This is a genomic window from Micromonospora sp. CNZ280 (assembly GCF_011759515.1).
In genome coordinates, this window is the sequence record NZ_JAAOYP010000002.1 from 856918 (window position 1) to 881389 (window position 24472).

Below are 24472 nucleotides of genomic sequence, written 5' to 3' on the forward strand. Positions count from 1 at the left end.
CCACCTCCGCACCATCACGGCTCTCAGTGTTAGCGCTCACATAAAGGCTCGTCAAGATACTCCTCGGCAACAGCTCCGTAACGTACGGCGCTGCAGCTCTGTCCGAGTTGGACGGCTATCAAGGGATAGTGCAGCGCACCGGGCGGCAGCCGGTGGCGCATGGTCCTGCCCGGCGATGTGTTAACGAAAACAGGGATCGGCCGACATCCCCGTCGAGACAGCTCCGCTCAGGCTCCGGCGGGCGGCGCCGCGGGCGGCGGCAGCGGCAGCTCGACGGCCTCCTCGACCCGCAGGGTCGAGTGCGCCGGCGGCAGCTTCTCCACTCGCGGCGAGCGGCTGTGCAGCCGTCCCCGACCGGTCGGGTCCGGCCGCCCGTCCACCTGGCAGGTCACCATCCGGATCGGCGCGGGTGGCGCGGTGAACCGGCCGGCGCCCCAGCGCACCCAGAGCGCGATCCGTCCCGCGTCGGCTTCGGCGAGCAGCTTCTCCCAGGTCCGGCGGCGCGTACCGTGATCGATCTCGATGACGACCGGAGGTCCGTCCGGGCGCGCACAGGCCACGTCGAGCACCGACCGCTGTGCGGACCTCGGCGGCGGCAGCGGCAGGACGCTGGGCGCCCGCCGGTAGACCCGCCAGCCCTGCTCCGTCGCCCAGCCGACCACCACCTCGATCAGCCGGGCGGTGACCTGGTCGGTGGTCAGGTCGGTGAACGTGACGCCGTCGAGCCACTCCCCCAGCGACGCCGCCAAGCGCTCCCCGTCCGCACCGACCATCACCGCCGCAGGGTAACCGCGCGCCGGCCGTCGCCGCCGGCAGGGCGGGCCTGACCCCGGGTCAGCCGGAGCGGTCCCCGCCGCCCCGGCCCATGTCACCGCGACCCGCCGCCGGCCTCCGCTCCCGGGCTGTCCGCACCGGACACCTGCTCGGCCGCGCCGGCCAGCCGGGCCGCCAGCGTCCGGACGTGCTCGACGAGCTCCGGCGGTTCGTGCACCTGGAAGTCGAACCCCTTCGTCGCCACGTAGATGGCCAACTCGTCCAGCGAGTTGGACCCGGCCCGCAGGGTGCAGCTGTGCTCGTCGATCGGCTCCAGCGTCCCGGTGGTGGGCACGATCCGCTCCGCCGCGGTCTCGGCGCTGACGTGCAGGGTGATGCGGGCCTGGTAGCGGTAGGCGGACGTGGAGACCGCCCGCGAGGTGTAGCCGGCGATATCGGGATCCGGCGGGGTGCGCGGGGTGAACCGGGGGCCGGTCGGCGTGCGCGGGTCGAGGCGGTCCACCCGGTAGGTGCGCCAGTCCCGGCGGTCGACGTCCCAGCCGACGAGGTACCAGCGGCGACCCGCGTGCACCAGCCGGTGCGGCTCGGTGGTGCGGATGCTGCTGGTTCCGTCGTGGGTGCGGTAGTCGAAGCGCAGGCACAGCGAGTCCCGGCAGGCCGCGGCGATGGCGGTGAGGGTGCTCGGGTCGACGGTGGGGCCGGTGTTGGCCATCGGCACCGTCACCGAGTGCAGGGCGTTGATCCGGTGGCGCAGCCGGGACGGCAGTACCTGTTCGAGCTTGGCCAAGGCGCGCACCGAGGTCTCCTCGATGCCGGTGATCGAACCGCCGGCGGCCGTCCGCAGGCCCATCGCGACAGCGACGGCTTCGTCGTCGTCGAGCAGCAGCGGCGGCAGGTCCGCGCCGGCACCCAGCCGGTAGCCGGCGGCGCCCGCGGTGGCCAGCACGGGGTAGCCGAGGCCGCGCAGCCGGTCGACGTCGCGGCGCACGGTACGCGGACTGACCTCCAGCCGCTCGGCCAGTTCGCCGCCGGACCAGTCGCGTCGAGTCTGCAGGAGCGAGAGCAGTCGCAGCAACCGTGCCGAGGTTTCCCACATGGGTTGAAGTCTGCCATTCGCCTAGGACCGAACCTGACCTAGCCGGTTCCTAGGCTTACGGGTATGCAGAACGACAGCGCGATCCGGCCCTTCACCATCGACGTTCCCCAGACCGACCTGGACGACCTGCGGGACCGGCTCGCTCGGACCCGGTGGACCACTGACCTGCCCGACGTCGGCTGGAGCCGCGGGGTACCGGTCAGCTACCTCAAGGGGCTGGCCGAATACTGGCGCGATGGCTACGACTGGCGCGCCCACGAGCGGAAGCTGAACACGTATCCCCAGTTCACCACCGAGATCGACGGCCAGAACATCCACTTCCTGCACGTCCGCTCGCCCGAGCCGGACGCGCTGCCGCTGATCCTGATCCACGGCTGGCCCGGCTCGATCGTGGAGTTCCTGAACGTCATCGGCCCGCTGACCGACCCCAGGGCGCACGGCGGCGACCCGGCGAACGCGTTCCATCTGGTGATCCCGTCGATCCCCGGCAGCGGATTCTCCGGGCCGACCACCGAGGCCGGCTGGGACACCAACCGGGTGACCAGGGCGTTCGCCGAGCTGATGGACCGGCTCGGCTACGACCGCTACGGCGCGCAGGGCGGGGACACCGGCGCCGTCGTCGCCCCCGGGCTCGGCCGGCTCAACCCTGACAAGGTCGTCGGCGTGCACGCGAACGGCCTGTCCGCGTTCACCCAGGTCGACCCGGACGAGATCGGCGACCTGACCGAGGCCGAGCGGGCCCGGCTGAAGCAGCTGGAGTACCTGCACACCGAGCAGTCCGGCTACATGATGATCCAGATCAGCCGGCCGCAGACCCTGGCGCACGGGCTGCACGACTCCCCGGTCGGGCAGCTGGCCTGGATCGTGGAGAAGTTCAAGGAGTGGACCGATCCGGCCGCCGAGCTGCCCGAGGACGCGGTGGACCGGGATCTGCTGCTCACCAACGTGATGCTGTACTGGCTGACCGGCACCGCCGGGTCCTCGGCCAACAGCTACTACGAGACCGCGCACGCCGGCGCCTGGAGCGCCAGTGAGCGGTCGCCGGTGCCCACCGGAGTCGCGGTGTTCCCCCTCGATGTGTCGATCCGACGCACCGTCGAGCTCGAGCACAACGTCGTCCACTGGTCCGAGTTCGACCGCGGCGGCCACTTCGCCGCCATGGAGGCCCCCGACCTGCTGGTCGGCGACGTCCGGGAGTTCTTCGGCAAGCTGCGCTGAAGCACTGCGGCGCCGGCCTCGACCAGGCCGGCGCCGCGGCGCGCAGGCGGCGGGCCGGTCGCGACCTTCCGGCCCGGGGCACATCGAGGGTGGCACGCCGGCCGACGCCGGTGGGATCATCCATCCATGCCTATTCGTCGATTTCTGCCACGACGCCCGACCCGTTCGGCACTGGTCTTCATGACCGTCCTCGCCGCCGCCGGCGTCCCCGCCCTGCTGCCCGCGCCGGCCAGCGCCGCCGAGCCCGACCCGGTGCTGAACAAACCGGTGTTCAGCCGGCCGCTCGGCTCGGTCGCCGAGCAGAACGCGATCTTCATGCAGCTGGCCCGGATCATCGACCGGGTCCCGGCGGGCGAGGAGATCCAGATGTCCTGGTTCCACTTCTCGTTCTCCGACGTGACGGACTCGGCCAGCACCCCGGACCTCCCCGGCCGCCTGATCCGGGCGCACCAACGGGGCGTCCGGGTGAAGATCATCGTCGACCAGTCCTCGGCTACCGGGCGCCCGTTCCAACGGCTGCAACCGGTCCTCGGCTCGACCGACACCGCCGGCTCGTACATCGTGCACTGCGCGGACCGGTTTCCCAGCCAGGACCGCGGCTGCATCGGCACCCGGGCGATCCACTACACCGACTCGACGGTCACCGCCTACAACCACAACAAGTTCCTGACCGCCTCGAAGGTCGTGCTCGACACCGGGGCGATCGTGTCCAACGTGGTGTTTCAGGGCTCGGCGAACCTGACCTGGTGGGACGCGAACGAGGCGTACAACAACGGGGTGACGTTCAGCGACGCCAGCACGTACAACGCCTACCGGACGTACTTCGCGGACCTGCGCTCGCACCGGTACAGCTCGACCGGCGACAACGACTACTACTGGGTGACGCCGACCGGCAGCACCTACAAGGCGCACTTCTTCCCCCGCCGGGAACGGTCCGGCCAGCCGGTCTCCGACCCGGCCACCGACACCGTGGTGAGCATCCTGAACGCGGTGACCTCGTGCAGCTACGACGACGCGGGCACCCGCCGGCAGACCGACATCCGGGTCAACATGTACTCGTTCACCCGGCCCGAGGTGGCCAAGCGGCTCACCGCGCTGCGCAACGCCGGCTGCTGGGTCGACGTCGTCTACACCGAGGCCAACACCGCGGTGCTCAACGCGCTGGGCAGCAACATCCAGCTCACCAGGTGCAACTTCAACATCGGCCCGGGGCTGGACGTCCGGACGCACAACAAGTACATGCTGATCGACGGCGCGTACGACGACGACATCGTGCCCCGGGTCTTCACCGGCAGTCACAACTACGCCGTCTCGGCCCTGCGGCAGGCCGACGAGACCCTGCTGCGGATCATGGGACGCGGCATGCACGACGACTACCTGCGCGACTTCTGGCACGTCCGGGACACCTGCCGGGCCCGCGGCGGAGCCGTCCGCTGAGGTGCGGAACGATCCGGTCCTCGGTGTGGCCGGGCAGAGCCCGCGGCCTCAGGTCGTGATCTCGCTCGGCTGGTTCGACAATTCGGCGGTCGACGGGTCGACACCGTGATACCGGAGGACCCGCCGGCCGAGGGCCCTGACCGCCTCGCCCAGCGCCCCGAGAACCATGGCGGAGCTGCCGGACAGATGGGCAGGTCACTCGGCGGCGGGCCGGGCACGCCCGGAGCCACCGGCCGGAGTCGTGCCCGTAGCCACCCTGGCCCGGGCCTGCCAGGGCCACCGGCCCTCCAACTCGACCTCCAGCGAGATGCTCAGGAAGGTACGCACCGCGACGATCAGCGCCAGGACACCGACGCTCTGGAACGTGGGCGAGACGGCCACCGTACGGATGATGTCGCCAGCCACCAGGAACTCCAGCCCGAGCAGGATCGCCCGGCCGACACCCTGCCGAAACTGCGGGTAGACAGCGATCAGCTCCCGGACGCGCAGGTAGCGGTAGACGAAGACGACGGTCGCGATGACGACTCCGACCGCGATGATGAACACGCCAGCGAGGTCCAACAGCTCGCCGACCCGCTCGGCCATCTCCTCCATGGACAACTGTCGTTCCTTATCCGTCACTGACAAACTGAAGGAGGCCCTCGCTCCCCGGTGCCTCTCACCCGGCCGCCGCAAGTTCATCAACGACCTCAGGCCGGAATCGTCTCCCCGTCCATCGCCTTCGCACGGGACCGTTCGTCGAAACCGAACGGATCCTCACCTTGTCCCGAGCCGGGAGGAGCCACACCGACCGGCAGCCGTGTCGTGGCCCGCATCCTCCCGGCCCGTACTGCTAGCGTCGTCGGCGCTACCCGCGCCGGCTGTCCGCGCGCACGGCAGCGACGGCGGCCGCCGTGCGGGCGAGGCGCGCGCCCTGGAAGCGGGCCGCTTCGAGGACCGCCTTGGCGTACGCGGCATCCCGGCTGGCGCGGCTCTCCACCTGGCTGACGCCGTACGGGTTTCCGCCAGCGGCGTGCGCGACGTCGTAGTTGAGGTAGCCCGTGGGCAGGATGATCGCCCCCCAGTGGTGGAAGGTCTGGTAGAGGCTGAGCAGGGTCGCTTCCTGGCCTCCGTGCTCTTCGTAGGTGGCGGTGAAGCCGGTCGCCGGCTTGTCGGCCAGTTCCTCCGCCTGCCACGGGGCGCTCGTGGTGTCGAGGAACTGGCGCAACTGTGCGCAGACGTTGCCGAAACGGGTCGGCGTGCCGAAGGCGTACCCGTTGGCCCACCGGAGGTCGTCCAGGGTGGCGAGCGGGATGTCGGCGGTGGCGTCGAGGTGGGCTCGCCACTGCGGCTTGGCATCGACGACCTGATCCGGCGCCAGCTCGGCCACCCGCCGCAGCCGGACCTCCGCGCCGGCGTCGGCGGCGCCGTCGACGAATGCCTGCGCGAGTCGGTGCACGGTGCCGGTGGCGGAGTAGTAGATGACGGCAATCCTGGCGTCCGCCTGCATGGTTACCTCCTGGGTCGGCTCGGTTCTCGGTCAACCGTGCCGAGCCGGCTTACCGTTCGCTGACCAGCCCCTTACCGGCGTCGCCGAGCGCCGGTTCGTCGAGGTCGACCTCCGCGCCACGGCTCATCTCGGCAGCGAGTTCCTCGCTGCCGAGCGCCTCCCGGATGCGGGAGGTGATGCGCTGCACGTCCTGCTGCTCGCCGGCGGGCAGCGGCGCTCCGGCTGCCTCCCGCAGTGTCCGGGCCGCGCCGAGCAGCCGCGCGGCGTGGCGATGATCGCCGCCGAGGCTGGCGGCGCCGGCCAGGCCCTCGAAGGCCAAGGCGACTGCCCGGTGATCTCCGGTGGCTCGCGCCGCGTCGAGCGACTCACGATGGCGGCGCTCGGCGAGGACGGCGTCACCACGGTGCTCGGCGATGAACCCCAGCTCGGCCAGCGCGAGCGCGCATCCTGGCAGGTATCCGGCGCGGCGGTTCCAGTCCAGCAGATCCCGCTGCTGGGTCTCGGCGGCGTCGAGGTCACCCCGCCGCCGCGCGATGATCGCCAGTCCGGTGACGGCGAAAGCGGCGGCGGACGGGCTCGACTGCTCCTGCGCCACCTGTAGCGCGCGCTCATGACAGGCAACGGCCTGTTCATGGTCGCCCCTCAGGAGGGCGAGCCGACCGATGCTCGCCAGCTGCCGGGACACCGACGTCCACAGCCGCAGGTGTTCGGCGATGCGCAGCGCCTCGCGGTGGTATGCCTCGGCGCGATCGTAGTCGCCGCGGATCTCCGCCAGGCTTCCCAACAGGCTTGTCGGGTGGACCTGACCCCAGCGGTCACCCAGTTGCCCGAACAGCGACCGGCTGACCTCGCAGTCTCGCTGCGCGGCGGGCAGATCGCTGCGCAGTACGAGCGCGAGGTCCGCTCTGGTGGCGCACGCGGCGGCGATGCCCCACCGGTCCCCGTTGGCACGGAACGCCGTCAGCGCCGCGTTGACCAGGTCGGCGGCCTCGGCGGCATCTCCGGAGCCGAGCATCATGGAGGCGAACAACCACTGCGCGAACGCCTTGTCCGGCCCGTCGGCGTCCTGGTACCGCGCCAGGACCCGTCGCCGGGGAGCGCTCGGATCGCCGTCCCGGGTGGCGAGCGCGGTCAGCCACATGTCCGCATGCCGCCGCAGGGCCTCCGGTGCGACGTCGTCCTCGCTCGTGGGGACAATGCCCAACGCCGTTCGTAGTGACCGGCTCATCTCTCCGAACCGTCCCCGGAGCAGCCGGTACCAGGACAACGAGGTGGCGAGCGTCAAGCCGACGCTGGCGTGACCGTCGGTGGCGGCGATGTCGAGTGCCGCGCGCAGGTTCGCGTTCTCGGCGTCGAGTTCACCCAGCGCCTGACTCTGATCATGACCACGTAAGCGCCCGGCGGCCTGCTCGGCGAGACGGGCGAAACAGCTGGCGAAACGGTGACGGGTCGCGGGCAGTTCGCCGGCGCTGTCGAGCTGTTCGAGACCGTAGGCGGCTACTGTCTCCGGCAGTCGGTAGCGTCGCGGGCGCTCCGCGTGCCGCACCATGACCAGCGACCGGTCGATCAGGCGTGCCAGCACGTCGAGGACCTCGCCCGAGGCCACCTCGCCGCCCGGGCACACCTGCTCGACGGCCGCCAGGGTGGCACCGTCGGCGAAGACCGCCAGCCGGCGCAGCACCGCGCGCTCGGGAGCCGACAGCAGCTCCCAGCTCCAGTCGATCATGGCGCGCAGGCCCTGCTGACGTGGGGGCGCGGTGCGCCGGCCGGATGACAGCAGTCGGAAGCGGTCGTCGAGCCGCGCCGCCAGCTCGGTCGGGTCCAGCACCGGCAGCCGGGACGCGGCCAGTTCCAGCGCCAGCGGTACCCCGTCGAGGCGCCGGCAGATGGTGGCGATGGTGTCCGTGTTGCCGTGATCGACGGTGAATCCGGGCGCGATGGCCTGGGCGCGGGCTGCGAAGAGCCGGACCGCCGGGGCCTCGGCGACCTCCTCGGCGGGGGCCCCGGGTTGCGGCAGGGCCAGCGGCGGTACCGGAAAGACCACCTCGCCGGTGATTCCGAGCGGTTCCCGGCTCGTCGCCAGGATGCGCAGGTCGGCCGCGGCACCGAGGAGTTTCTCGACCAGCTGAGCGATCGGCGCCACCACATGTTCGCAGTTGTCGAGCAGCACCAGCATCTGCCGGTCCCGCAGCGCGGCGACGAGCCGGTCCATCGGCTCGCGAGGGCGATCACCCGGCAGGCCGGGCGGACCGTCGTCCCGGATCTCCAGAGTGGCCGCCACCAGGTCGACGACCTCGGTGCAGGTCGCCAGGTCGCCGCAGGGTGGCTGGCCGGCCAGCTCGACGAGCCACACCCCGCCGGGGAACGTGTCGGTCAGCAGACGAGCGGCCTCGAGCGCCAACCTGGTCTTACCCACGCCGCCCAGACCGGTCAGGGTCACCAGCCGCTCGTTCGCCAGCCGCTTCCGTACCGCCTCGACGGCCTCGTCGCGCCCGATCAGTCCGCCGTGCGGGCCGGGTGACAGCGGTGCCGGCAGGTTGGTGCGGGCCCGGCTCGACGGCGGCGCCGGCGGCTGTAGCGCGGGGTCCTGGCGCAGGATCGCCCGGTGCAGCTCGGCCAACTCCTGGCCCGGATCGACGCCGAGTTCGTCGCGCAGTTGCCGACGGAACTGCTCGTAGGCGGCCAGGGCGTCACGCTGGCGTCCCGAGCCGTACAGCGCGCGCAGGTGCGCGGCTCGTAGTCGCTCGCGCCACGGGTGGCGTGCGACCAGGTCGGCCAGCTCACCGGCGAGCAGGTGGTGCTCACCGAGTTCGAGCCGGGCCTCGGCCAGCTCCTCCAGCGCGGCCAGGTACTGGTCGTTCAGCCGTTGGGCGGCCTGGCGGACGAATCGCTCGTCGCTGAAGTCGGCGTACGGGGAACCACGCCACAGCGACAGGGCTTCGGTCAGCGCCGCCGCCCGCCGCGCCGGCTCCCGCTGCGCCCGGGAACGCGCCAACAGGGCGGTGAAGCGACCGGCGTCGACCGATTCCGACGGCATCCGCAGCCGGTAGCCCGCATCACCGGACTCGACCAGCGCGCGGCCGCCCGCCTCGCCCGTCTCCAGCGCGCGGCGCAACTGCGACACCTTGGCCTGTAGTGCCCCGAGCGCGTTACCCGGCGGCTCAGCACCCCAGAGGTCCTCGATCAGCCGGTCGGCGGTCACCGGGCGCCCTTCATGGACCAGCAGGTCAGCCAGCAGGGCACGAACCTTCAGGCCGGGCACGGCGACCGGATCGCCAGCCGATGTCCACACGGCGATCTCGCCCAGCACCCCGAACCGCACCGCTTCACCCTAGCCAAGTCAGCGGTACCGCCCCGGAAAGCTTCGCCGACCGTCCCGGAGCTGCCTGGATCAGCCGTGTCCGCCCGGACGGGCGGGCCGGCAGGAATGACACCGGGTACGTCAGCGACCCGTCAGCCAGCGGTAAGCGCCCTCGGCACGGTGGATCCAGCCGACACCGGAGGATTGAGATGGATCACCTACACCGCAGCGCTGTCGCTCACCACCGCAGCCTGCCCGGACCGGACCGGGTGGCCACGCCCTGGCTCGCTCTGCTGGCCGGTCCGCTGTCGTACGGGATCGCAGCGCCGGCCCTGGTCCTCGACGACCTCGCGGAGGTGCTCCGTACCGGACAACAGGCGGCGGCCGCCGGCGTGACCGCCTTCGGGTGGGGGATCGCGTTGGGGACTCCGCTGTTGGCTGCGCTGCTGGCCCGCCGCGGGGTACGGGCGGTCCTGACCGTCGCGACCGCGCTGTTGGCCGCGGGAACGCTGCTCCTCGTGCTGATCCCGAGCATGCCGACGTTGGTTGCCGGTGCGGCGGTACAGGCACTGGGGTCTGCCGGCCTCACCGTGACGGCGATGAAACTGGCCGACTCGCCTCGCCGGATGGGGGTGGCCGCCGCCTCGCTGGCGGTCGTCGGAGCCACCGGTCCGCTGACCGGCGCGCTGGTTGCCGACATGATCTCGTGGCAGGCGGCGCTGGCGCTGCCTCTGCTGGCGGCGCTCGCGGTACCTGCGGCTCGCCGCGGCGCCACACCGCCGGACGCGGCGCCGGCGTCGTTCGATCCCCTCGGCATGGTTGTAGTGGCCATGCTGGTCACCGCGGCCGTTGTCGTTCCGCACCGGCCGCTGGTGGCCGGCCCGGCAACCGTCGCGCTGCTGTTGTTGCTCGTGGCCCGGATGAGGGTCCGCCCGGACGGCTTCCTGCCCGCCGCGGTAGCACGCAACGGCCGGTTCCTCGCGGCGTCCGCGCTGGCCTTCGCGTTGGGCGTGGTGAACTTCGCCCTGCTATACGCCGCGCCGGAGCTGCTGCGAGAGCACGCGGGGTGGGCCGGCACGCGCAGCGGAGTCGTGCTGCTGGCGCCGTACCTGTTCGGCGGGTTCTGCTCGGGGTTCCTGGTCGCGGCGTCCGGGCGGGCGCCACGCCGGGTGGTGGCGGTGGCGCTGCTCGTCGCGGGTGCCGCCGCGCCGCTGCTGGCGGCCGTCACCACCGCCGTACCGCTGCTGCTCGCGGCGATGGCGCTCGCCTCCCTGGCTGCCGCCACCGGTCAGGGAGTCCTCGCCCTGCACGCCACCGGCGTCGTGCCCGCCTCTCACCGGGCCGAAGCCCTGGGTCTGTTCAACCTCGCCTACCTGCTCAGCGTCGCGTTCGGACCGGCGATCGCCGTGACGCTCCGGTAGCCCGATCCCCGTGCAGCTCCGGCGGTCGGCGGTCGTCAGTCACGGGTCTTCCGATAGGCGTCCTTGCGGCAGATCCTGCCGTCTCGGAACCGCCAGAGGTCGATGCCGCGCTCGCTGCGCCGACGGTGGTCCTGCCATGGTCAGCCGGCGGGATGGGAGCCGGGGGTGTGCCCGAAGGTGCGTCGGAACACGTCGATGAACGTGCTGGCCGACGACCAGCCACACCGATGCGCCACGGCGGTCACCGGTGTGTCGCCCGCCAGCAGGACGAGAGCGTGATGCAGGCGCAGCTGGGTGCGCCATTGCGGAAAGGTCATCCCGAGGTCGCTGCGGAACAGCCGGGACAGGGTGCGGTCGCTGGCGCCGACCGCACTACCGAGCTCAGCGAGCGTCCGGTTGTCGCCCGGGTCGGCCTGCAACATGGCGCACAGGGTCAGCAGCAACGGCGCGGTCGGGGCTGGAACGTGCAGCCGCTGCTGGGGGGCGGCCCTCACCTGGTCGAGCAGCACGGCGCGCAGACGGGCTCGCTCGGGGCTGTCGTCGTCCGTGCCGAGGGTGTAGGCGACGATCAGCTCGCGCAGCAGCGGGCTGACGGACAGCACCGTCGGGGTGTCCACGCCGAGCGGATTGTCCTCAGCGGGCAATCCGACCAGGTGCAGGTCGAGGTCGCCGTAGGCGCGGTGGGCGTGCACCGTGCCCGCTGGCACCCAGATCGCGCGCGTGGCCGGCGCGATCCATGATCCCTCGCTGGTCGTCACGGCCAGCACCCCGCGTCCGGCGTAGACGATCTGGTGGTCATCGTGCCGGTGAGCGTCGATCTCACCGCCGGACGCGAGCCGCTGGGTGCGCGTGGGGGCAACCGGATCGTGGCGTATTTCCGTCATTAGATGGCAGTTTATCGGAAGTCAGACAGCGTGCCGGTTGGAACCATCGAGGGGTGCGAAGGAGAACGCTGGTCACTCTGCTCTCGGTCGGTCATGCCTGCGTCGACATCTACCAGGGCGCCGTCGCGGCTCTGGTGCCGCTGTTCGTCGCCGAGCGCGCCTACACCTACGCGGCGGCATCCGGGATCGTGCTCGCCGCGTCCGTGCTGTCCTCGGTCGCGCAGCCAGCTTTCGGCGCGCTCACCGACCGTTGGGCGCTGCCGTGGTTGCTGCCCGTCAGCACCCTGCTGGGCGGGGTCGGCATCGCGTTGAGCGGAGTGAGCGGCAACTACACCCTCACCCTGCTGTTCGTGGCGCTCTCCGGCATCGGCGTGGCCGCCTACCATCCCGAGTCCGCGCGCCTCGCTCGTGCGGCCAGCGCAGGCAGCCACCGCTCCATGGCCTACTTCGTCACCGGCGGCAACATCGGCTTCGCGCTGGCCCCGCTCCTGGTCGCCGTGGTCACGGCTGTCGGAGGTTTGAGCTGGACACCGCTGATGATCGTGCCGGCCCTCGCCGGCACCGCTATGGCGTTGCCCGTGCTGCACGCTCTTGCCAGGCGCCGGAGCACCGGGAGCGGAAGACCGGCGCCGATCGGGCGCGACGACAGGGCCTCGTTCACGCGGCTGACCGTGGCCGTGGTGTTCCGGTCGATCGCCTTCATCGGCCTCAGCACGTTCGTGTCCCTCTACGCCCAGCAGCGCGTGAACGGCAGTGCGGCGGCCGGCACGGCGGCATTGTTCGTGCTCTACCTCGGTGGCGTCGTCGGCTCGATCCTGGGTGGTTCCGCGGCGAATCGGTGGGGCCGGGTGGCGGTGTCCCGCCGGTCCTACGCGATCACCGCGATCGCGATCGCCGGGGTGGTGCTGGTGCCCGGACCCGCCATCTACCTGTTCGTGGCGTTGACCTCGGCCGGCCTCTACATCCCCTTCTCCCTGCAGGTGACCCTCGCGCAGGACTACCTGCCGACGAAGGTCGGCACCGCGAGTGGGATCACCCTGGGCCTCACCGTCAGCGTCGGCGGCCTCGCCAGCCCCATCCTGGGGCGGCTGGCCGACGCCACCTCGCTGCAGATCGGACTGACACCGCTCATCGTCATGCCGTTACTGAGTTGGCTGATGTTCCGAACCCTGCGCGACCCCGAGTCACCGAGCAGTCCTGAGGACGGCGCACCGCAAGGCGAGCCCGCGCTGCCGTCTCCAGGCTCACGATGATCCTTCGCCCGGATGTCCGGGCTGCTGCCGGCGGGTCAGGCTGGACGCAGGTCGTTCGTCGACGGATCGTGGCCGCGGTCCCGAGCGGACCTCCGCTGACGCCGACGGCCGCTGCCGTTACTCTGCTCGCGTGGGGCTGCGGTTCACGACACGCGCGTCCGACTCGCCGTGGATCGACACCGTGTGGACCTGCACGAGCGTGCAGGTGAAGCAGATGACCTCCGTCGCGACGGTGAACTGGGGCCTGGTGTTCTGGGAGCAGGAGGGCAGCGCGCACGCGGCTGTCTCCGGCCCTGAGACCGGCGCCGGCGTCGCGCCCGTGCCGCCGGGCGCGACGTTCGTCGGCATCGAGTTCTCGCTGGGCACGTCGCTGCGGGCCGTGCCCACGCCGGCCCTGGTCGACGCGGGCGCCGAACTGCCCGACGCCACGCGCCGGACGTTCCGGTTGGACGGTACGCGCTGGGAGACGCCCGGCCCCGACGACGTCGAAGCCCTGGTCGGCCGCCTCGTCCGCGCCGGAGCCGTGGTCCGGGATCCGCTGGTCACCGAGGTGCGCATCGGGGGGCGTCCCGCGGTGTCGGCACGCACCGTCGAACGCCGGTTCCGGGCCGCGACCGGGCTGACCCAGGGCGCCGTACGACAGATCGAACGCGCCCGCGAGGCCGCGATGCTGCTGGCCGGCGGCCTCGCGGCCGCCGACGTCGTCGGCCGGCTCGCGTACTACGACGAGCCGCACCTGGCCCGAGCGTTGCAGCGGTACGTGGGACGCACGCCGCGGCAGCTGCGGAAGGGTGCCGGCGGCGCCATCGCCCTGGATCTGGCTCAGCCGGCGACGTCGTAGATCAGCTTCACCACACCGTTCGGGTACGCGGCGGAGTCCCGCAGGCGCAGCACCTGCTTCTCGTTGTCCGCACTGCTGAACAGGCTCTTCCCGGCGCCGAGCAGGGCGGGGAAGACGAGCAGGTGATAGCGGTCGATCAGGCGTGCGTCCGACAGGCGCCGGGCCAGCTCGGCGCTGCCGTGGATGAAGATCGCGCCGCCCTCGCTCTTCTTGAGGTCGAGAACGTCGTCGGTGGAGCGCAGGACCGTCGTCGGGCCCCAACCCTCGACGAGTGCGCTCTCGGGCAGCGTGCTGGACACGACGTACTTGGGCAGGTCCTTGTAGGCGGCGTGGTCCTCCGAGTCACGCCACACCGGCGCGAACACCTCGTAGCTGCGGCGACCGAACAGCAGCGCGGTGGTCTCGGCGAGCTCCTCCCCCTTGAGAGCGAAGGCCTCGGGCAGGACCTCGACGTCTTTGAACACCCAGCCACCGCTGCGGTGCTCCTCGCCCGGCCCGCCGCCGGGCGAGTCCACCACGCCATCGAGTGACATGAACCCGGTGTAGACCAGCTCACGCATGCGTCTTTCTCCTCATCGTCGGAACGCCGTCGCCCAGGATAGAGAGCGGGCATCGCCGCTGTCTTGTACAGAAACGACGGCCGCTTTACGCGGTGGGCCAGGACCTGCTCGCCACGCGGTCATGCCTTGTCAGGGGTGACCAGTCCTGTCTGGTAGGCGATGACGACCAGTTGCGCGCGGTCGCGCGCACCCAGTTTCGCCATCGCGTGGCTGACGTGGGTGCGCGCGGTGGCCGGGCTGAGGAACATCTCGGCACCGATCTCGTTGTTGCTCAGCCCCTGCCCCACCAGGGCCAGCACCTCGCGCTCGCGCTGGGTCAGCACCGCGAGCCGGTCCTCCGCGGCCCGGGCGGCGGTACGTCGCGCGGTGAACTGGCCGATGAGACGTCGGGTGATCCGCGGCGCGAGCAGCGCTTCTCCGGCGGCGACCACCCGGATGGCGTGCAGGAGTTCGGAAGGCCCGGCGTCCTTGAGCAGGAAGCCGCTGGCACCGGCCTGCAGTGCCTCGAAGACGTACTCGTCGGTGTCGTAGGTGGTGAGGATGAGAACTCGAACGTGCTCCAACCCGTGCGTCGCGGTGATCTGGGTGGTGGCCTGGATGCCGTCCAGCTTCGGCATGCGGATGTCCATGAGGACGACGTCCGGACGGGTGGCGCGGGCCCGCTCGACGGCTTCGGTGCCGTTGGTGGCCTCTCCCACCACCGTGATGTCGTCCTCGAGATCGAGCAGGACCTTGAACCCGGACCGCACGAGACCCTCGTCGTCGGCGAGCAGCACCTTGATGGGAGCGTCGGTGGGCGGTGACCCGGCGGCGGCGTTCACAGGCGGGACCCGGTCGGCGCGAGGGGCAGCCGGGCGGTGACCTCGAACCCGCCGCCCGGGGTCGGCCTGGCGTCAAGGTCTCCGCCCAGCAGCTGACAGCGCTCCCGCATGCCGAGGATCCCGCGGCCGGGCCTGGCCGAGCTGCCGGTGCTGGTCCGATGCTGAGCCGGTAGGTGCGGATTCGCGGCGCCATCGCCTGGGGCGGCACGGCGGCCCTCGTCGGTCACCCGGATCTCCAGGGCGTCGACCCCTGGGTTCAGCGCCACCGTCACCTGGGTCGGGCCGACATGGCGGATCACGTTGGTGATCGATTCCTGCAGGATCCGGTAGGCGGCACTTCCCACCGCGCTCGGCAGCGGTGCGGCGGCCGTACTCTGCTCGAGTTTGATGTCGAGGCCGGCGTCGCGTGCCTTGGCGGTGAGTTCGTCGATCTGCTCAAGCCCGGGGTATGGCAGGCGTCCGTCGTTGTCGTCCCGGAGCACCCCGAGGATGGCCCGCATCTCCCGCAGCGCCCGGGAACTGGTCTGCTCGATGGTCTGCAGCGCCTCGCGTGCCACATCCGGCCGCTTGTCGAGCACGTGCGCGCTGACACCGGACTGGACGTTGATGATCGCGATGGCGTGCGCGACGGTGTCGTGGACCTCGCGGGCGATCCGGAGCCGTTCGGCGTCGACCCGCGCCCGCGCTTCCTCCTCGCGCGTTCGTTCAGCCAGCTCAGCACGCTCCTGAGCCTCGGCCGCGATGACCCGCCGGGACCGCACGGACTCACCGAGGGCGGCGCTCATGACCGACGCACCGATCCGGAAGAACACCCAACCGATGGCGGCGCGCGGCTCGATGTCGGCCGCGACGATCAGCCACTCGGTGGCGAGCACCGCGATACCGACGCCGGCGATCACCACCGAACGGCGCCCGTCACCGTACGCGGTGAGGGTGTACAGGGCGACGAAGAGCCCGAGCCAGCCCGGCCCGTCCGGGAAGTCGACGCTGTAGTACACCAGGCTGGCGAGTGCGGCGGTGACGAACACCGGAACCGGCCACCGGCGCCGGAGGGCCACGACCAGGCCACTCACCGTCAGCAGCAGATATCCGAGGTGACCGAAGTCGGTGAGCGGGCGGGGTGCCCCCTCCATGGCGACCTTGGCGACCGTGCCCTGCACCTGCATCACGGTGACGAAGAGCGCGAGCGCCACGTCCTGCGCCACCAGACGCGGGGGGAACGACACGGCACGGCGTTGCATGCCGTGATCCTACGGACCTCGCCCACGGACGACGCTCAGCAGGAACGCGCGACCCGCTACGCCGACGGGCGTAGGGAGCTACGAGCCCGGCTACGCCCGATTGCGTAGCTGCCGCCATCCGCCGTCCGAGGCCACGGCAGCCTGCCCGGCGTGATGATCACCGCCATGAGCGATCACCTTCACCCACCTCGAGGAGCACGCCATGCGTAGAACGTTCGCCGGCCTGGCGGCCCTGCTGATGCTGGCCGTCGTCGCACAGTTCTTCCTGGCGGCCAGCGGTGCCTTCGACACGGCACCCACCGACGAGGCCTTCCAGCCGCACCGCGCGCTGGGCGGCGGAGTCGTCCTGATCGCGGTCCTGGTGACCGTCGTCGCCGCAGTTGCCCGGATGCCCGGGCGGCTCATCGGGCTGAGCGGCCTGGTCGCCGGGCTCGCGGTCGTCCAGTTCGTGATCCGGGCGATCGCCACCGCGTTCGACGGCACCGGCGGCAGCACGACCGCCGGCGAGCTGGTCTTCGGTCTGCACGCGGTCAACGGTCTCGCCATCCTGGCCGTGACCGGGAGGATCGCCCGCCAGGCCAGGCAGCTGCTGTCCGGGCCAGCCGCACCGACGCGACAGGTGCCATGACCACCGGGCTGTGGATCATCCTGGACCACCTCGTCGCGCTGCTGAGCGTCGCCACGTGGTTCGCGGCCGGCGTCACCCTGACGCTCCGACGTACCCGGCTGGCGCTCACCGCCCTGATCACGGCGGTGGTCGTGACGCTGGTCCGGGTGGGCACCGTGGCGGTACTGGCCAGCCGGGGCTGGTGGTTCGTCCAGGAGAAGGTGCTGCTCGGGCTGCCGATGCTGGGGGCCGCCGGGACCGCCGCAGTGCTGCTCGCCGGCCGGCACCTGCTCGCGGCGAGGAGCGGGCGGGGCGACGGCAGGTCGGCAGGCGGCGTGGTCGCGGTGCTCACCGCGGCGTACGCGGCGCTGGCCGGTCTCGTCGTGACCTTCCTGGCCGGATACCCGCTCACCTGGAGCACGGCCTTGATCACGATCTCGCTCGTGGGCGCCGGCGCACTGCTGACCGCGCGAGCGGTCACGGCTCCCGCCGGGAGCACCGCTGACGCCGGCGGCACGCAGGCGCCGATCTCGCGCCGCCGGTTCATCGGCTGGACGGGTGGCGCGGTCGTGGTGACCGCCGCCGGCGCCGGCGCCGGGCTCTCGTTCCTCTCCGCCGAACCGGTGGCCCTGGGAGGAGGCCGCGTACGCTCGTCCCGTGCGGCCGTGTCGGTCGCCGACCTGCGGGGTGCCGGCTCGCCGGCACCGGGTGGCACCGTGCGGCGACACGTGCTCACCGCAAAGAAGGCCACCGTACGGCTGCCGTCCGGACGAGAGGTCGACGCGTGGACCTACAACGGCGAGGTCCCGGGTCCGGCGATCACCGCGACCCAGGGTGACCTGATCGAGGTGCGGCTGCGCAACGCCGACATCTCCGACGGCGTCACCGTGCACTGGCACGGCTACGACGTACCGTGCGGCGAGGACGGCGTGCCCGGGCTGACCCAGCTGGCCGTGGCACCCGGTGCGGACTTCGTCTACCGGTTCCGCGCCGAACAGGTGGGCACCTACTGGTACCACACCCACTACGCATCCCATGTCGGCGTACGCAAGGGGCTGTACGGCGCGCTCGTCGTGACGCCGCGCGACGGGCGGCGAGCCGACGAGGACCCGGCGGCGGAGCAGGTGGACCTGACCCTGCCCGTGCACTCCCTCGACGGCATCGTCACGATCGCCGGCAGGGACGGCAGGACCGACCACTCCGCGGCACCCGGTACGCCCGTGCGGTTGCGGTTGATCAACACGGACTCGGATCCGCACCGCGTCGTCCTGGCCGGAACCCCGTTCCGGGTGGCGGCCGTGGACGGCCGGAACCTCAACCAACCCGGCGAGGTCAGCGACGTGGGGTTGCACCTGCCCGCGGGCGGGCGATACGACCTGGTGTTCCTCATGCCGGGCACGTCCGTGGCACTCGTCGTCGACGACGATCGTGACGGCGGACTGCGCCTGCGCCCGCACGGCGACGCCGCGGGTGACGCGCGGATCGAGGACACGTCCGACCTGCCGGAGCTCGACCTGTTGCGGTACGGCGCTCCGGCGGCCGCGCCCTTCGACATCCGCGATGCCGACCGGCACTTCACCATGGTCCTCGACCGAGGAGTGGCCATGGTCGACGGCCGACCGGCGTACGCGCAGACCGTCAACGGTCGGGGCCACCCCGCCATCCCGGACCAGCTCGTCGCCGAAGGCGACCTCGTCCGGTTCACCGTCGTCAACCGAAGCCTGGAGACGCACCCCTGGCACCTGCACGGCCATCCCGTGCTGATCCTGTCCAGGGACGGGACGCCGTCCACCGGTAGCCCGCTGTGGATGGACACCTTCGATGTCCGCCCGGGCGAGACCTGGGAGGTCGCGTTCCGGGCCACGAACCCCGGAATCTGGATGAACCACTGCCACAACCTTCCCCACGCGCATCAGGGCATGATGCTGCGACTCCGCTACGACGGCGTCACCACGCCATTCGCCGGCTCGCACGGCGGAAGCCATGGCCACTGAACTGGCCCGCGCCGCTCGCCAGTCCGTCGGGTGCGCGGACGACCCCACCTCGAACCTCCTTGCCCTGCTCCACCGGCACAGCCGGGCCGTCATCGACGCCGAACTGCATCGGCTGGCCCGTCGAGCCCCGTCCCTCTCCCCTGCCGACCTGGCCGTCATCACCAGCGTGCTGGAAGACCTCGCCGAGTCGGCGCTTCTCGTCCCGCTGAAGAACGCACCACGGGACAAGGCGCCACTGCTGACGCGCATTTTCGGCGCCGAAATGACCATCGACGAAATGGAAACAGACGGTTCGCGGCGAACGGTAGGGAAGACACCGGCCGCACGATCGAGCGCACCGCTCGGCAATTCGAGGAGAAGATGATGACATCCGAGGCTCCCCGTACGGATGGAGCTCTGGCGGAACTGGCCCGGTTCTGCTACCGGCGCCGTCGCCTGGTCCTGTCGACCTGGATCGTCGGCGTGATCGCCATGGCGATAATCGGCTTCGGGTATGGCGCCGCCCCCGACAACGACTTCACCGGTGGGGACTCCGAATCCGCCAAGGCGCAGGCGCTGCTCGAGAAGCACTTCCCCGAGCAGCAGGGAGACAGGCTGACCCTCGCGATCAAGGCAGGGAAGGGAATCGACGACCCGGCCGCCCGGCAGAAGATCGAGAAGGTCATCGCCGATCTGGACGCCTCACCCATCACCGGGCCGGTGACGTCGCCGTACCAGGGCGAGAACCTGGTGACGGAGGACCGTCGGATCGCCCGTACGACCATCCCGCTGAGCGACAAGGACGTGACCAAGACCGAGGTCAAGCCCTTGGTGGACCTGGTCAAGGCCGCCTCCGACGACAGCGTCACGCTCGGGCTGGGCGGGTACATGGCGGAGAAGGCCGAGACATCCCCGCAGGGTCCGGCCGAAAGCGTGGGCATCCTGGCGGCAGCAGTGATCTTGTTCATCGCCTTCGGTTCACTGGTGGCCATGGGCCTGCCGATCGTGACCGCCCTCCTGGCGATCGTGAGCGGCCTCGCGCTGACCAAGGTGATCGGACACCTGGTCCCCGCTCCGGATTTCACCCTGGCCTTCGGCGCGATGATCGGCCTCGGCGTCGGCATCGACTACGCACTGTTCATCGTGACCCGCTACAAGGACGGCCTGCAGGATGGCGAGGGCCCCGAGAGCGCCACCGTCAAGGCCATCTCCACCGCCGGTCGCGCGGTACTGTTCGCCGGCACGACCGTCGTGATCGCGTTGCTGGGCCTGGTCGTCATGGGACAGCGGCTGATGACCGGGGTGGCCGTCGCCACGTCGGTGATCGTGCTGGTGACGATGATCGCCGCGGTGACCCTGCTGCCCGCGTTCCTGGGCTTCACCGGACACAGGATCAACTCGCTGCGCCTGCCTCGTCGCGCGTCCCGCCGGAGCCAGCCCGACAGCGCCACGTCTCCGGAGCGCCGTACGCTCGCCGAGCGGTGGGCCGGCGTGGTGCAGCGCAGGCCGCTGGCCGCCGCGCTCCTCGCCGGCGTGAGCCTGTTGGTGCTGGCCGCCCCCACGCTGTCGATGCGGCTGAGCCAGCCCGACGCCAGCGTCCAGCCCCGTGACCGGAGCAGCTACATCTCGTACGAGATCCTCTCCGAGGGCTTCGGTCCCGGCTACGGCGCACCCCTGATCTTCGCCACCCGGGTCGACTCCAGGGACGCCGATCTGCGTCCCGTGGTCGAGGCGGTCAGCAAGGCCGACGGCATCGCCTACGCCACGCCACCTCGGGTCAGCGTGGACGGGCAGGCCGTCACCTTCACTGCCTTCCCCACGACCGGGTATCAGGAGGAGGCGACCGCGAACCTGGTACGCGACCTCCGCGACGACGTGCTGCCCGCCGCACCCGGCGGCCAACGGGTGTACGTCGGCGGACCGAACGCCAGCACCATCGACGTCGCCGAGGAGTCCGGCTCGCGCCTGCCCCTGATGATCGCTGTCGTCATCGCGATCTCCATGGTGCTGCTGATCGCGCTGGTCCGGTCGGTCACGATCGCCCTGCAGGCCGCTGTGATGAACCTGCTGTCGATCGGCGCCGCCTACGGCGTGATCGTCGCGGTCGTACAGTGGGGATGGCTCGGCCCGGCCCTCGGGTTCCCCACCGCCATGCCGGTCACCACCTGGGTCCCGATGATGATGTTCCCGGTCCTGTTCGGCCTGTCCATGGACTACCAGGTCTTCCTCACCGCACGGGTTCGTGAGGAGTACGAGCGGACCGGCGACACCCGCACCGCCGTCGCCCAGGGGCTGGCGCGCACCGCCAAGGTCATCACGGCCGCGGCCGCCATCATGATCGCCGTCTTCACCACCTCCCTGCTCGGCCCCGACATCGCCGTCAAGCAGGGCGGCCTCGGCATGGCTGTCGCGGTGCTCATCGACGCCACCATCGTCCGGATGGTCCTCGTCCCCGCGGTGATGGAACTGTGCGGCAGGGCCAACTGGTGGATGCCCGGACGCCGGGCACCGAAGCCGACCCCAGCCTCACCGGCCAGGGTCGGGCAAGGGGCCAGAGTCTGACCGCTTGCCCAGGTCGAGTGCGGGGATCCCTCGGGTGCCGCACCCGACCCGGTGGTGTCGATGTCTGCGGCGGTTGGCCGTCACACCACTGCTGCTCCGGCCCAGGACGACGTCCCCGGGCCGGAGCAGTGGCTCCCTGATCAGACGAAGTTCACGTCACTGCACCACATGTAGGCCTGGTCGAGGTGCGATGCCTGCCAGATGACGAAGACGATGTGGTGTCCGGTGTACCCGGAGGTCGAGACGTTGAACGAGATGTTCTGCGCGGGCGCGTACCTCCCCGTCTGCGCGATGAAGTCGAGGTTCCCCCATCCGAGGCGCTGGGTGACCGGGTTGAACCCGTTCTTGCTGACGTAGACGCGGAAGAAGTCAGCACCGTGGCTGGCCTGGTCGTACAACTGGATCGTGAAGTTGCGGCCGACGTTGGTCGTCTTCCACGCTCCGGGCTGGTTCAGGCTGTCGTTCCTGGACAGAGCGTTGCTGCACAGCTGTCCGTCGGGGGTACGGCCCTGGAAGTTCCCGCCGAGGCCGTCCCGCAATGCGCTCATCCAGTTCCACATGGTGTCGGGGTTGGCCTGGAACGCCCGCCAGCACATGGGGTCCTGCTGCTGCATGGCCGGGTTCGTGTGGTTGTTTCCCCAGGTCTGCCAACACTTGTAGGCGCGAGATGCCGGGTTGATGACGGTGCCGTGGGCCTGGGCCGCACCGGCCCAGGGCAGCATGCCGACCATCATGGTGAGCAGCAGGACAGCTGCTCGAAGGGGCTGGCGCACGGCCGGCCGGGATCGCCCGCCGGGTTGATCGGGGCTGCGTGAACGCATGGTACGTCCTCCGTTCTTCGGCTGGATCCGCCATGGGAGCGCTTCCAGTACGAGCTTCGCAGCTTCCCGTCCACACATCAATGTCTTTCGATGAATTCGGTGCGCCGAGGCGACCGGGCCCGGGGTCGGGCGGGCCATCGCACGCTGAGGGTCATCGATATTGCCCAACCGGGGGCGGGCGTGCTGGAATGGCTCACATCGCCGCAGCGCGGGGGCAACCGCGCTGAGAACGGCCAGCACGGGAGCATCGCAGTGCCGGCAGCGCGCCGCTCTGGCAGACGCACGCGCGCCGCATCGCCGGGCCACCTCCACGACGACGGGCAGACATCCCCGGGCAACTGTCCCCGCTGTACGTATCCCCGGTCCGTGTCATCGCGACGGCCGACCCGCTCGACGTCCGACACGCCGGAGGCGTCCGATGCGGTCTGCCAACGCACCACAACCCGGCGACGAGGTGAGCAGCAGCATGATTCCCCAGAAGAGTTTCGCGGGGTGGTACCGGAACCGCTTCGTGTGGGTGGCCGCGGTCCTGGCGGTGACGGCCGGCGCGGTCGTACTGACCACCTCGGCCGGCTCGGAGGCGGAGCCGGCGGATCTGCAGGCGCAGATCCTGACCCGGATGCGGACGACACTCGAACATGCGGACCCAGGGCAACACAACCACGCCGGACACACCGCCCAGCAGGCGGCCACCGGGGAGGCGGCGAAGCCGACGGTGATCTGCGGGGTCCGCGTCTACGGCCACGAGCCGGCCGACGCCACCACGCTCGCCGACGTGCGGACGGTCTACGGCTTCCACCTCTGCGGCGTCGCCGAGCAGAAGCGCCCCTGGGACTGGGCGGTCAAACTGGCCGGCCCCGTGATCATGGACATGTCCACCGAGCCGCCGGGCATCCAGGTCGTCGAGGCGACCGCCGACGTCAGGTTCGTCGACCGGTTGCGGGAGATGTTCCCGGACACGTACGCGGAGCTGGCGCTCAAGGAAGCGCTGGCCGAATCGGAAATGGCCGACCTGCGCCGCCGGTACGACGCCGCGGCCGGGCTCTGACCAAGCGGGGCGTCCGGTAGCCGTCATGACTCGGCTGCCGGAGCGCGCGAAACCGCCACGTCACGCCCCCCACCCGCGCGCTCCTCGAGTGCCGCACGGACGATGGCCACGGCCCACACGGCCATGAACGGGATGATGGTCACGTTCTTGACGGCCAACGTCCAGGCGAGCGCCGTTCGTGGTTCGGCCAGGCCGGCGATCCACGTGTCGACTCCCACCTTGAAGACGAGCGTGAGCGCGACGAGCACGACCCCGTTCCAGAGCATGGCGGCCCTGTGGCCGGCGAGGTAGTCGGTGCTGTGCCTGACGTCGGACCAGGTGGGGCGCAGCGTGCGGAGCATGGTCCGGGCGGCCCAGACGAGGAACAGCAGACGGGCCCCGTTGGTGAACAGCTCGCCGGCGATCCCGCCGGTCCACGCCCAGTCCTCACCACCGCCCACGGCAAGGAAGCGCTGCGTCGAGGCCAGTACGCCGAACGCGAAGACCACCGGGTAGTGGCGGACGAAGAACCGCAGGGCATTCACGAGCACGGCTCGGGACTCGACCCACCCTGTCGTCATGACAGCTCCTTCAGTCGACTAAACTATTTAATGGCCTAAACCATAGGTGATGGTGAAGGATGTGTCCATGGCGATGGATGAGCGAGCGTCAGAGGCGGCAGCGCAGGTAGGAGCCCGACTCGGCACGGACCTGAGCGACGCCGTCGTGCTGTTCCACGAGGCGCTGGGCTCACTCATGGGACTGTCGGCCGCTGACCACAAGGCGCTCGGGATCGTGCGCCGGGAAGGTCCCATGTCGGCACGCGAGCTGGCCCAGCGGACCGGGCTCACGGCGGGCGCCGTGACCGGCCTGGTGGACCGGCTGATCGCCGCGGGACTTGCCCGGCGGACACCCGACCCGGGCGACAGGCGCCGCATCGTCATCGAGGCGACGGAGCCGGCGGACGCCGCGGTGAGCGAGGCCGTCGGGCGCATGGTGGCCGGTATGGCGGAGGTGACCAGCCACTTCACGACCGAGCAGCTCCTCGTCATCGCGGACTGGGTCGAGCGCACGACGGCGGTGCTGCGCGAGCAGGCTCAGGTGATCTCGCACCGCTCACCCACCTGACGCACATCGTGGTGTGCG

At 71.0% G+C, this 24472-nt stretch carries 22 protein-coding genes; 11 read left to right on the top strand and 11 right to left on the bottom strand.

Translation table 11 applies throughout. The features are described 5' to 3' along the window. Window positions 1-227: 227 nt before the first annotated feature. Window positions 228-773 (bottom strand): hypothetical protein, encoded by a 546-nt coding sequence (locus FHX32_RS18955; protein ID WP_167186183.1) that lies wholly within the window; start codon window positions 771-773, stop codon window positions 228-230. A gap of 95 nt (window positions 774-868) precedes the next feature. After that, window positions 869-1870: a WYL domain-containing protein gene (locus tag FHX32_RS18960; protein ID WP_167184695.1), complete on the bottom strand. Its 1002-nt coding sequence runs from the start codon at window positions 1868-1870 to the stop codon at window positions 869-871. A gap of 63 nt (window positions 1871-1933) precedes the next feature. Between FHX32_RS18960 and FHX32_RS18965 the strand changes: the two genes are divergently transcribed. Both FHX32_RS18965 and FHX32_RS18970 read left to right on the top strand, forming a co-directional pair. Beyond that, on the top strand, window positions 1934-3088 hold the full coding sequence (locus tag FHX32_RS18965; protein ID WP_167184698.1) for an epoxide hydrolase family protein: 1155 nt from the start codon (window positions 1934-1936) through the stop codon (window positions 3086-3088). A 126-nt stretch (window positions 3089-3214) separates the two neighbouring features. Then, entirely contained in the window at window positions 3215-4525 is a 1311-nt protein-coding gene (locus FHX32_RS18970; protein WP_486481183.1) for a phospholipase D-like domain-containing protein, read from the top strand. A 195-nt stretch (window positions 4526-4720) separates the two neighbouring features. Here the strand turns inward: FHX32_RS18970 and FHX32_RS18975 are convergent, their stop codons facing one another. From FHX32_RS18975 to FHX32_RS18985, 3 genes are all read right to left on the bottom strand, one after another. Beyond that, entirely contained in the window at window positions 4721-5119 is a 399-nt protein-coding gene (locus FHX32_RS18975; protein ID WP_486481238.1) for a DUF1622 domain-containing protein, read from the bottom strand. A 253-nt stretch (window positions 5120-5372) separates the two neighbouring features. After that, entirely contained in the window at window positions 5373-6014 is a 642-nt protein-coding gene (wrbA, locus tag FHX32_RS18980; RefSeq protein WP_167184703.1) for an NAD(P)H:quinone oxidoreductase, read from the bottom strand. Between the two features lie 49 nt (window positions 6015-6063). Beyond that, window positions 6064-9336, bottom strand: a complete 3273-nt coding sequence (locus tag FHX32_RS18985; protein ID WP_486481184.1) for an AfsR/SARP family transcriptional regulator — start codon at window positions 9334-9336, stop codon at window positions 6064-6066. Between the two features lie 188 nt (window positions 9337-9524). Between FHX32_RS18985 and FHX32_RS18990 the strand changes: the two genes are divergently transcribed. After that, entirely contained in the window at window positions 9525-10736 is a 1212-nt protein-coding gene (locus FHX32_RS18990; RefSeq protein ID WP_167184706.1) for an MFS transporter, read from the top strand. Between the two features lie 140 nt (window positions 10737-10876). Here FHX32_RS18990 and FHX32_RS18995 read toward each other — a convergent pair whose 3' ends face one another. After that, a complete protein-coding gene (locus tag FHX32_RS18995) occupies window positions 10877-11620 on the bottom strand; it encodes an AraC family transcriptional regulator (protein ID WP_167184709.1) in 744 nt (247 codons plus the stop codon). 53 nt (window positions 11621-11673) lie between these two features. Here FHX32_RS18995 and FHX32_RS19000 point away from each other — a divergent pair, with 53 nt between their 5' ends. Together FHX32_RS19000 and FHX32_RS19005 are read left to right on the top strand one after the other, a co-directional pair. Continuing rightward, window positions 11674-12873, top strand: coding sequence for an MFS transporter (locus tag FHX32_RS19000; protein ID WP_167184712.1), 1200 nt, complete (start codon window positions 11674-11676; stop codon window positions 12871-12873). A 130-nt stretch (window positions 12874-13003) separates the two neighbouring features. Next, a complete protein-coding gene (locus FHX32_RS19005) occupies window positions 13004-13714 on the top strand; it encodes a helix-turn-helix domain-containing protein (RefSeq protein WP_167184715.1) in 711 nt (236 codons plus the stop codon). On the opposite strand, the gene FHX32_RS19010 is transcribed toward FHX32_RS19005, so the two are convergent. The 3 genes from FHX32_RS19010 to FHX32_RS19020 form a co-directional block, all read right to left on the bottom strand. Next, window positions 13696-14274 carry a dihydrofolate reductase family protein gene (locus tag FHX32_RS19010; protein WP_167184718.1) on the bottom strand — a complete coding sequence of 193 codons (579 nt, stop codon included), beginning with the start codon at window positions 14272-14274 and terminating at the stop codon, window positions 13696-13698. The two genes, FHX32_RS19005 and FHX32_RS19010, sit on opposite strands and share 19 nt — an antisense overlap. A gap of 119 nt (window positions 14275-14393) precedes the next feature. Next, complete coding sequence (locus FHX32_RS19015; protein WP_167184721.1) at window positions 14394-15095, bottom strand: response regulator transcription factor; 702 nt, start codon at window positions 15093-15095, stop codon at window positions 14394-14396. Next, entirely contained in the window at window positions 15092-16336 is a 1245-nt protein-coding gene (locus FHX32_RS19020) for a sensor histidine kinase (protein WP_167184723.1), read from the bottom strand. Before FHX32_RS19020 ends, FHX32_RS19015 begins: the two co-directional genes overlap by 4 nt. Window positions 16337-16538: 202 nt before the next feature. Between FHX32_RS19020 and FHX32_RS19025 the strand changes: the two genes are divergently transcribed. Genes FHX32_RS19025 through FHX32_RS19040 form a run of 4 tightly spaced genes read left to right on the top strand, consistent with a single transcriptional unit; the run spans window position 16539 to window position 21478 of the window. Continuing rightward, entirely contained in the window at window positions 16539-16964 is a 426-nt protein-coding gene (locus FHX32_RS19025) for a DUF6220 domain-containing protein (RefSeq protein WP_167184726.1), read from the top strand. Further along, entirely contained in the window at window positions 16961-18937 is a 1977-nt protein-coding gene (locus FHX32_RS19030; RefSeq protein ID WP_167184728.1) for a multicopper oxidase domain-containing protein, read from the top strand. Before FHX32_RS19025 ends, FHX32_RS19030 begins: the two co-directional genes overlap by 4 nt. After that, entirely contained in the window at window positions 18927-19301 is a 375-nt protein-coding gene (locus FHX32_RS19035) for a hypothetical protein (RefSeq protein ID WP_167182772.1), read from the top strand. Before FHX32_RS19030 ends, FHX32_RS19035 begins: the two co-directional genes overlap by 11 nt. Next, entirely contained in the window at window positions 19301-21478 is a 2178-nt protein-coding gene (locus FHX32_RS19040) for an MMPL family transporter (protein ID WP_208418871.1), read from the top strand. The genes FHX32_RS19035 and FHX32_RS19040 overlap by 1 nt, the downstream gene beginning before the upstream one ends. 140 nt (window positions 21479-21618) lie before the next feature. Here FHX32_RS19040 and FHX32_RS19045 read toward each other — a convergent pair whose 3' ends face one another. Further along, window positions 21619-22251 carry a lytic polysaccharide monooxygenase auxiliary activity family 9 protein gene (locus FHX32_RS19045; RefSeq protein ID WP_486481185.1) on the bottom strand — a complete coding sequence of 211 codons (633 nt, stop codon included), beginning with the start codon at window positions 22249-22251 and terminating at the stop codon, window positions 21619-21621. A gap of 514 nt (window positions 22252-22765) precedes the next feature. On the opposite strand from FHX32_RS19045, the gene FHX32_RS19050 reads away from it, so the two are divergent. Continuing rightward, the gene (locus FHX32_RS19050) at window positions 22766-23347 is read left to right on the top strand and encodes a hypothetical protein (protein ID WP_167186198.1); all 582 of its coding nucleotides are present in this window, start codon (window positions 22766-22768) and stop codon (window positions 23345-23347) included. A 23-nt stretch (window positions 23348-23370) separates the two neighbouring features. Here the strand turns inward: FHX32_RS19050 and FHX32_RS19055 are convergent, their stop codons facing one another. Further along, window positions 23371-23907 carry a hypothetical protein gene (locus FHX32_RS19055; protein ID WP_167184731.1) on the bottom strand — a complete coding sequence of 179 codons (537 nt, stop codon included), beginning with the start codon at window positions 23905-23907 and terminating at the stop codon, window positions 23371-23373. A gap of 67 nt (window positions 23908-23974) precedes the next feature. On the opposite strand from FHX32_RS19055, the gene FHX32_RS19060 reads away from it, so the two are divergent. Then, entirely contained in the window at window positions 23975-24454 is a 480-nt protein-coding gene (locus FHX32_RS19060) for a MarR family transcriptional regulator (protein WP_208418873.1), read from the top strand. The last annotated feature ends 18 nt before the right edge of the window (window positions 24455-24472 follow it).

Bases quoted from the DNA above. Each gene is read 5' to 3' on its own strand.
- FHX32_RS19050 (WP_167186198.1), top strand. From the start codon at position 22,766: ATGATTCCCCAGAAGAGTTTCGCGGGGTGGTACCGGAACCGCTTCGTG.
- wrbA (WP_167184703.1), bottom strand. From the start codon at position 6,014: ATGCAGGCGGACGCCAGGATTGCCGTCATCTACTACTCCGCCACCGGC.
- FHX32_RS19060 (WP_208418873.1), top strand. From the start codon at position 23,975: ATGGCGATGGATGAGCGAGCGTCAGAGGCGGCAGCGCAGGTAGGAGCC.
- FHX32_RS19030 (WP_167184728.1), top strand. From the start codon at position 16,961: ATGACCACCGGGCTGTGGATCATCCTGGACCACCTCGTCGCGCTGCTG.
- FHX32_RS18965 (WP_167184698.1), top strand. From the start codon at position 1,934: ATGCAGAACGACAGCGCGATCCGGCCCTTCACCATCGACGTTCCCCAG.
- FHX32_RS19010 (WP_167184718.1), bottom strand. From the start codon at position 14,274: ATGCGTGAGCTGGTCTACACCGGGTTCATGTCACTCGATGGCGTGGTG.
- FHX32_RS18990 (WP_167184706.1), top strand. From the start codon at position 9,525: ATGGATCACCTACACCGCAGCGCTGTCGCTCACCACCGCAGCCTGCCC.
- FHX32_RS19040 (WP_208418871.1), top strand. From the start codon at position 19,301: ATGACATCCGAGGCTCCCCGTACGGATGGAGCTCTGGCGGAACTGGCC.
- FHX32_RS19025 (WP_167184726.1), top strand. From the start codon at position 16,539: ATGCGTAGAACGTTCGCCGGCCTGGCGGCCCTGCTGATGCTGGCCGTC.
- FHX32_RS18975 (WP_486481238.1), bottom strand. From the start codon at position 5,119: ATGGAGGAGATGGCCGAGCGGGTCGGCGAGCTGTTGGACCTCGCTGGC.
- FHX32_RS19020 (WP_167184723.1), bottom strand. From the start codon at position 16,336: ATGCAACGCCGTGCCGTGTCGTTCCCCCCGCGTCTGGTGGCGCAGGAC.
- FHX32_RS18995 (WP_167184709.1), bottom strand. From the start codon at position 11,620: ATGACGGAAATACGCCACGATCCGGTTGCCCCCACGCGCACCCAGCGG.
- FHX32_RS18955 (WP_167186183.1), bottom strand. From the start codon at position 773: ATGGTCGGTGCGGACGGGGAGCGCTTGGCGGCGTCGCTGGGGGAGTGG.
- FHX32_RS19055 (WP_167184731.1), bottom strand. From the start codon at position 23,907: ATGACGACAGGGTGGGTCGAGTCCCGAGCCGTGCTCGTGAATGCCCTG.
- FHX32_RS18970 (WP_486481183.1), top strand. From the start codon at position 3,215: ATGCCTATTCGTCGATTTCTGCCACGACGCCCGACCCGTTCGGCACTG.
- FHX32_RS18960 (WP_167184695.1), bottom strand. From the start codon at position 1,870: ATGTGGGAAACCTCGGCACGGTTGCTGCGACTGCTCTCGCTCCTGCAG.
- FHX32_RS19035 (WP_167182772.1), top strand. From the start codon at position 18,927: ATGGCCACTGAACTGGCCCGCGCCGCTCGCCAGTCCGTCGGGTGCGCG.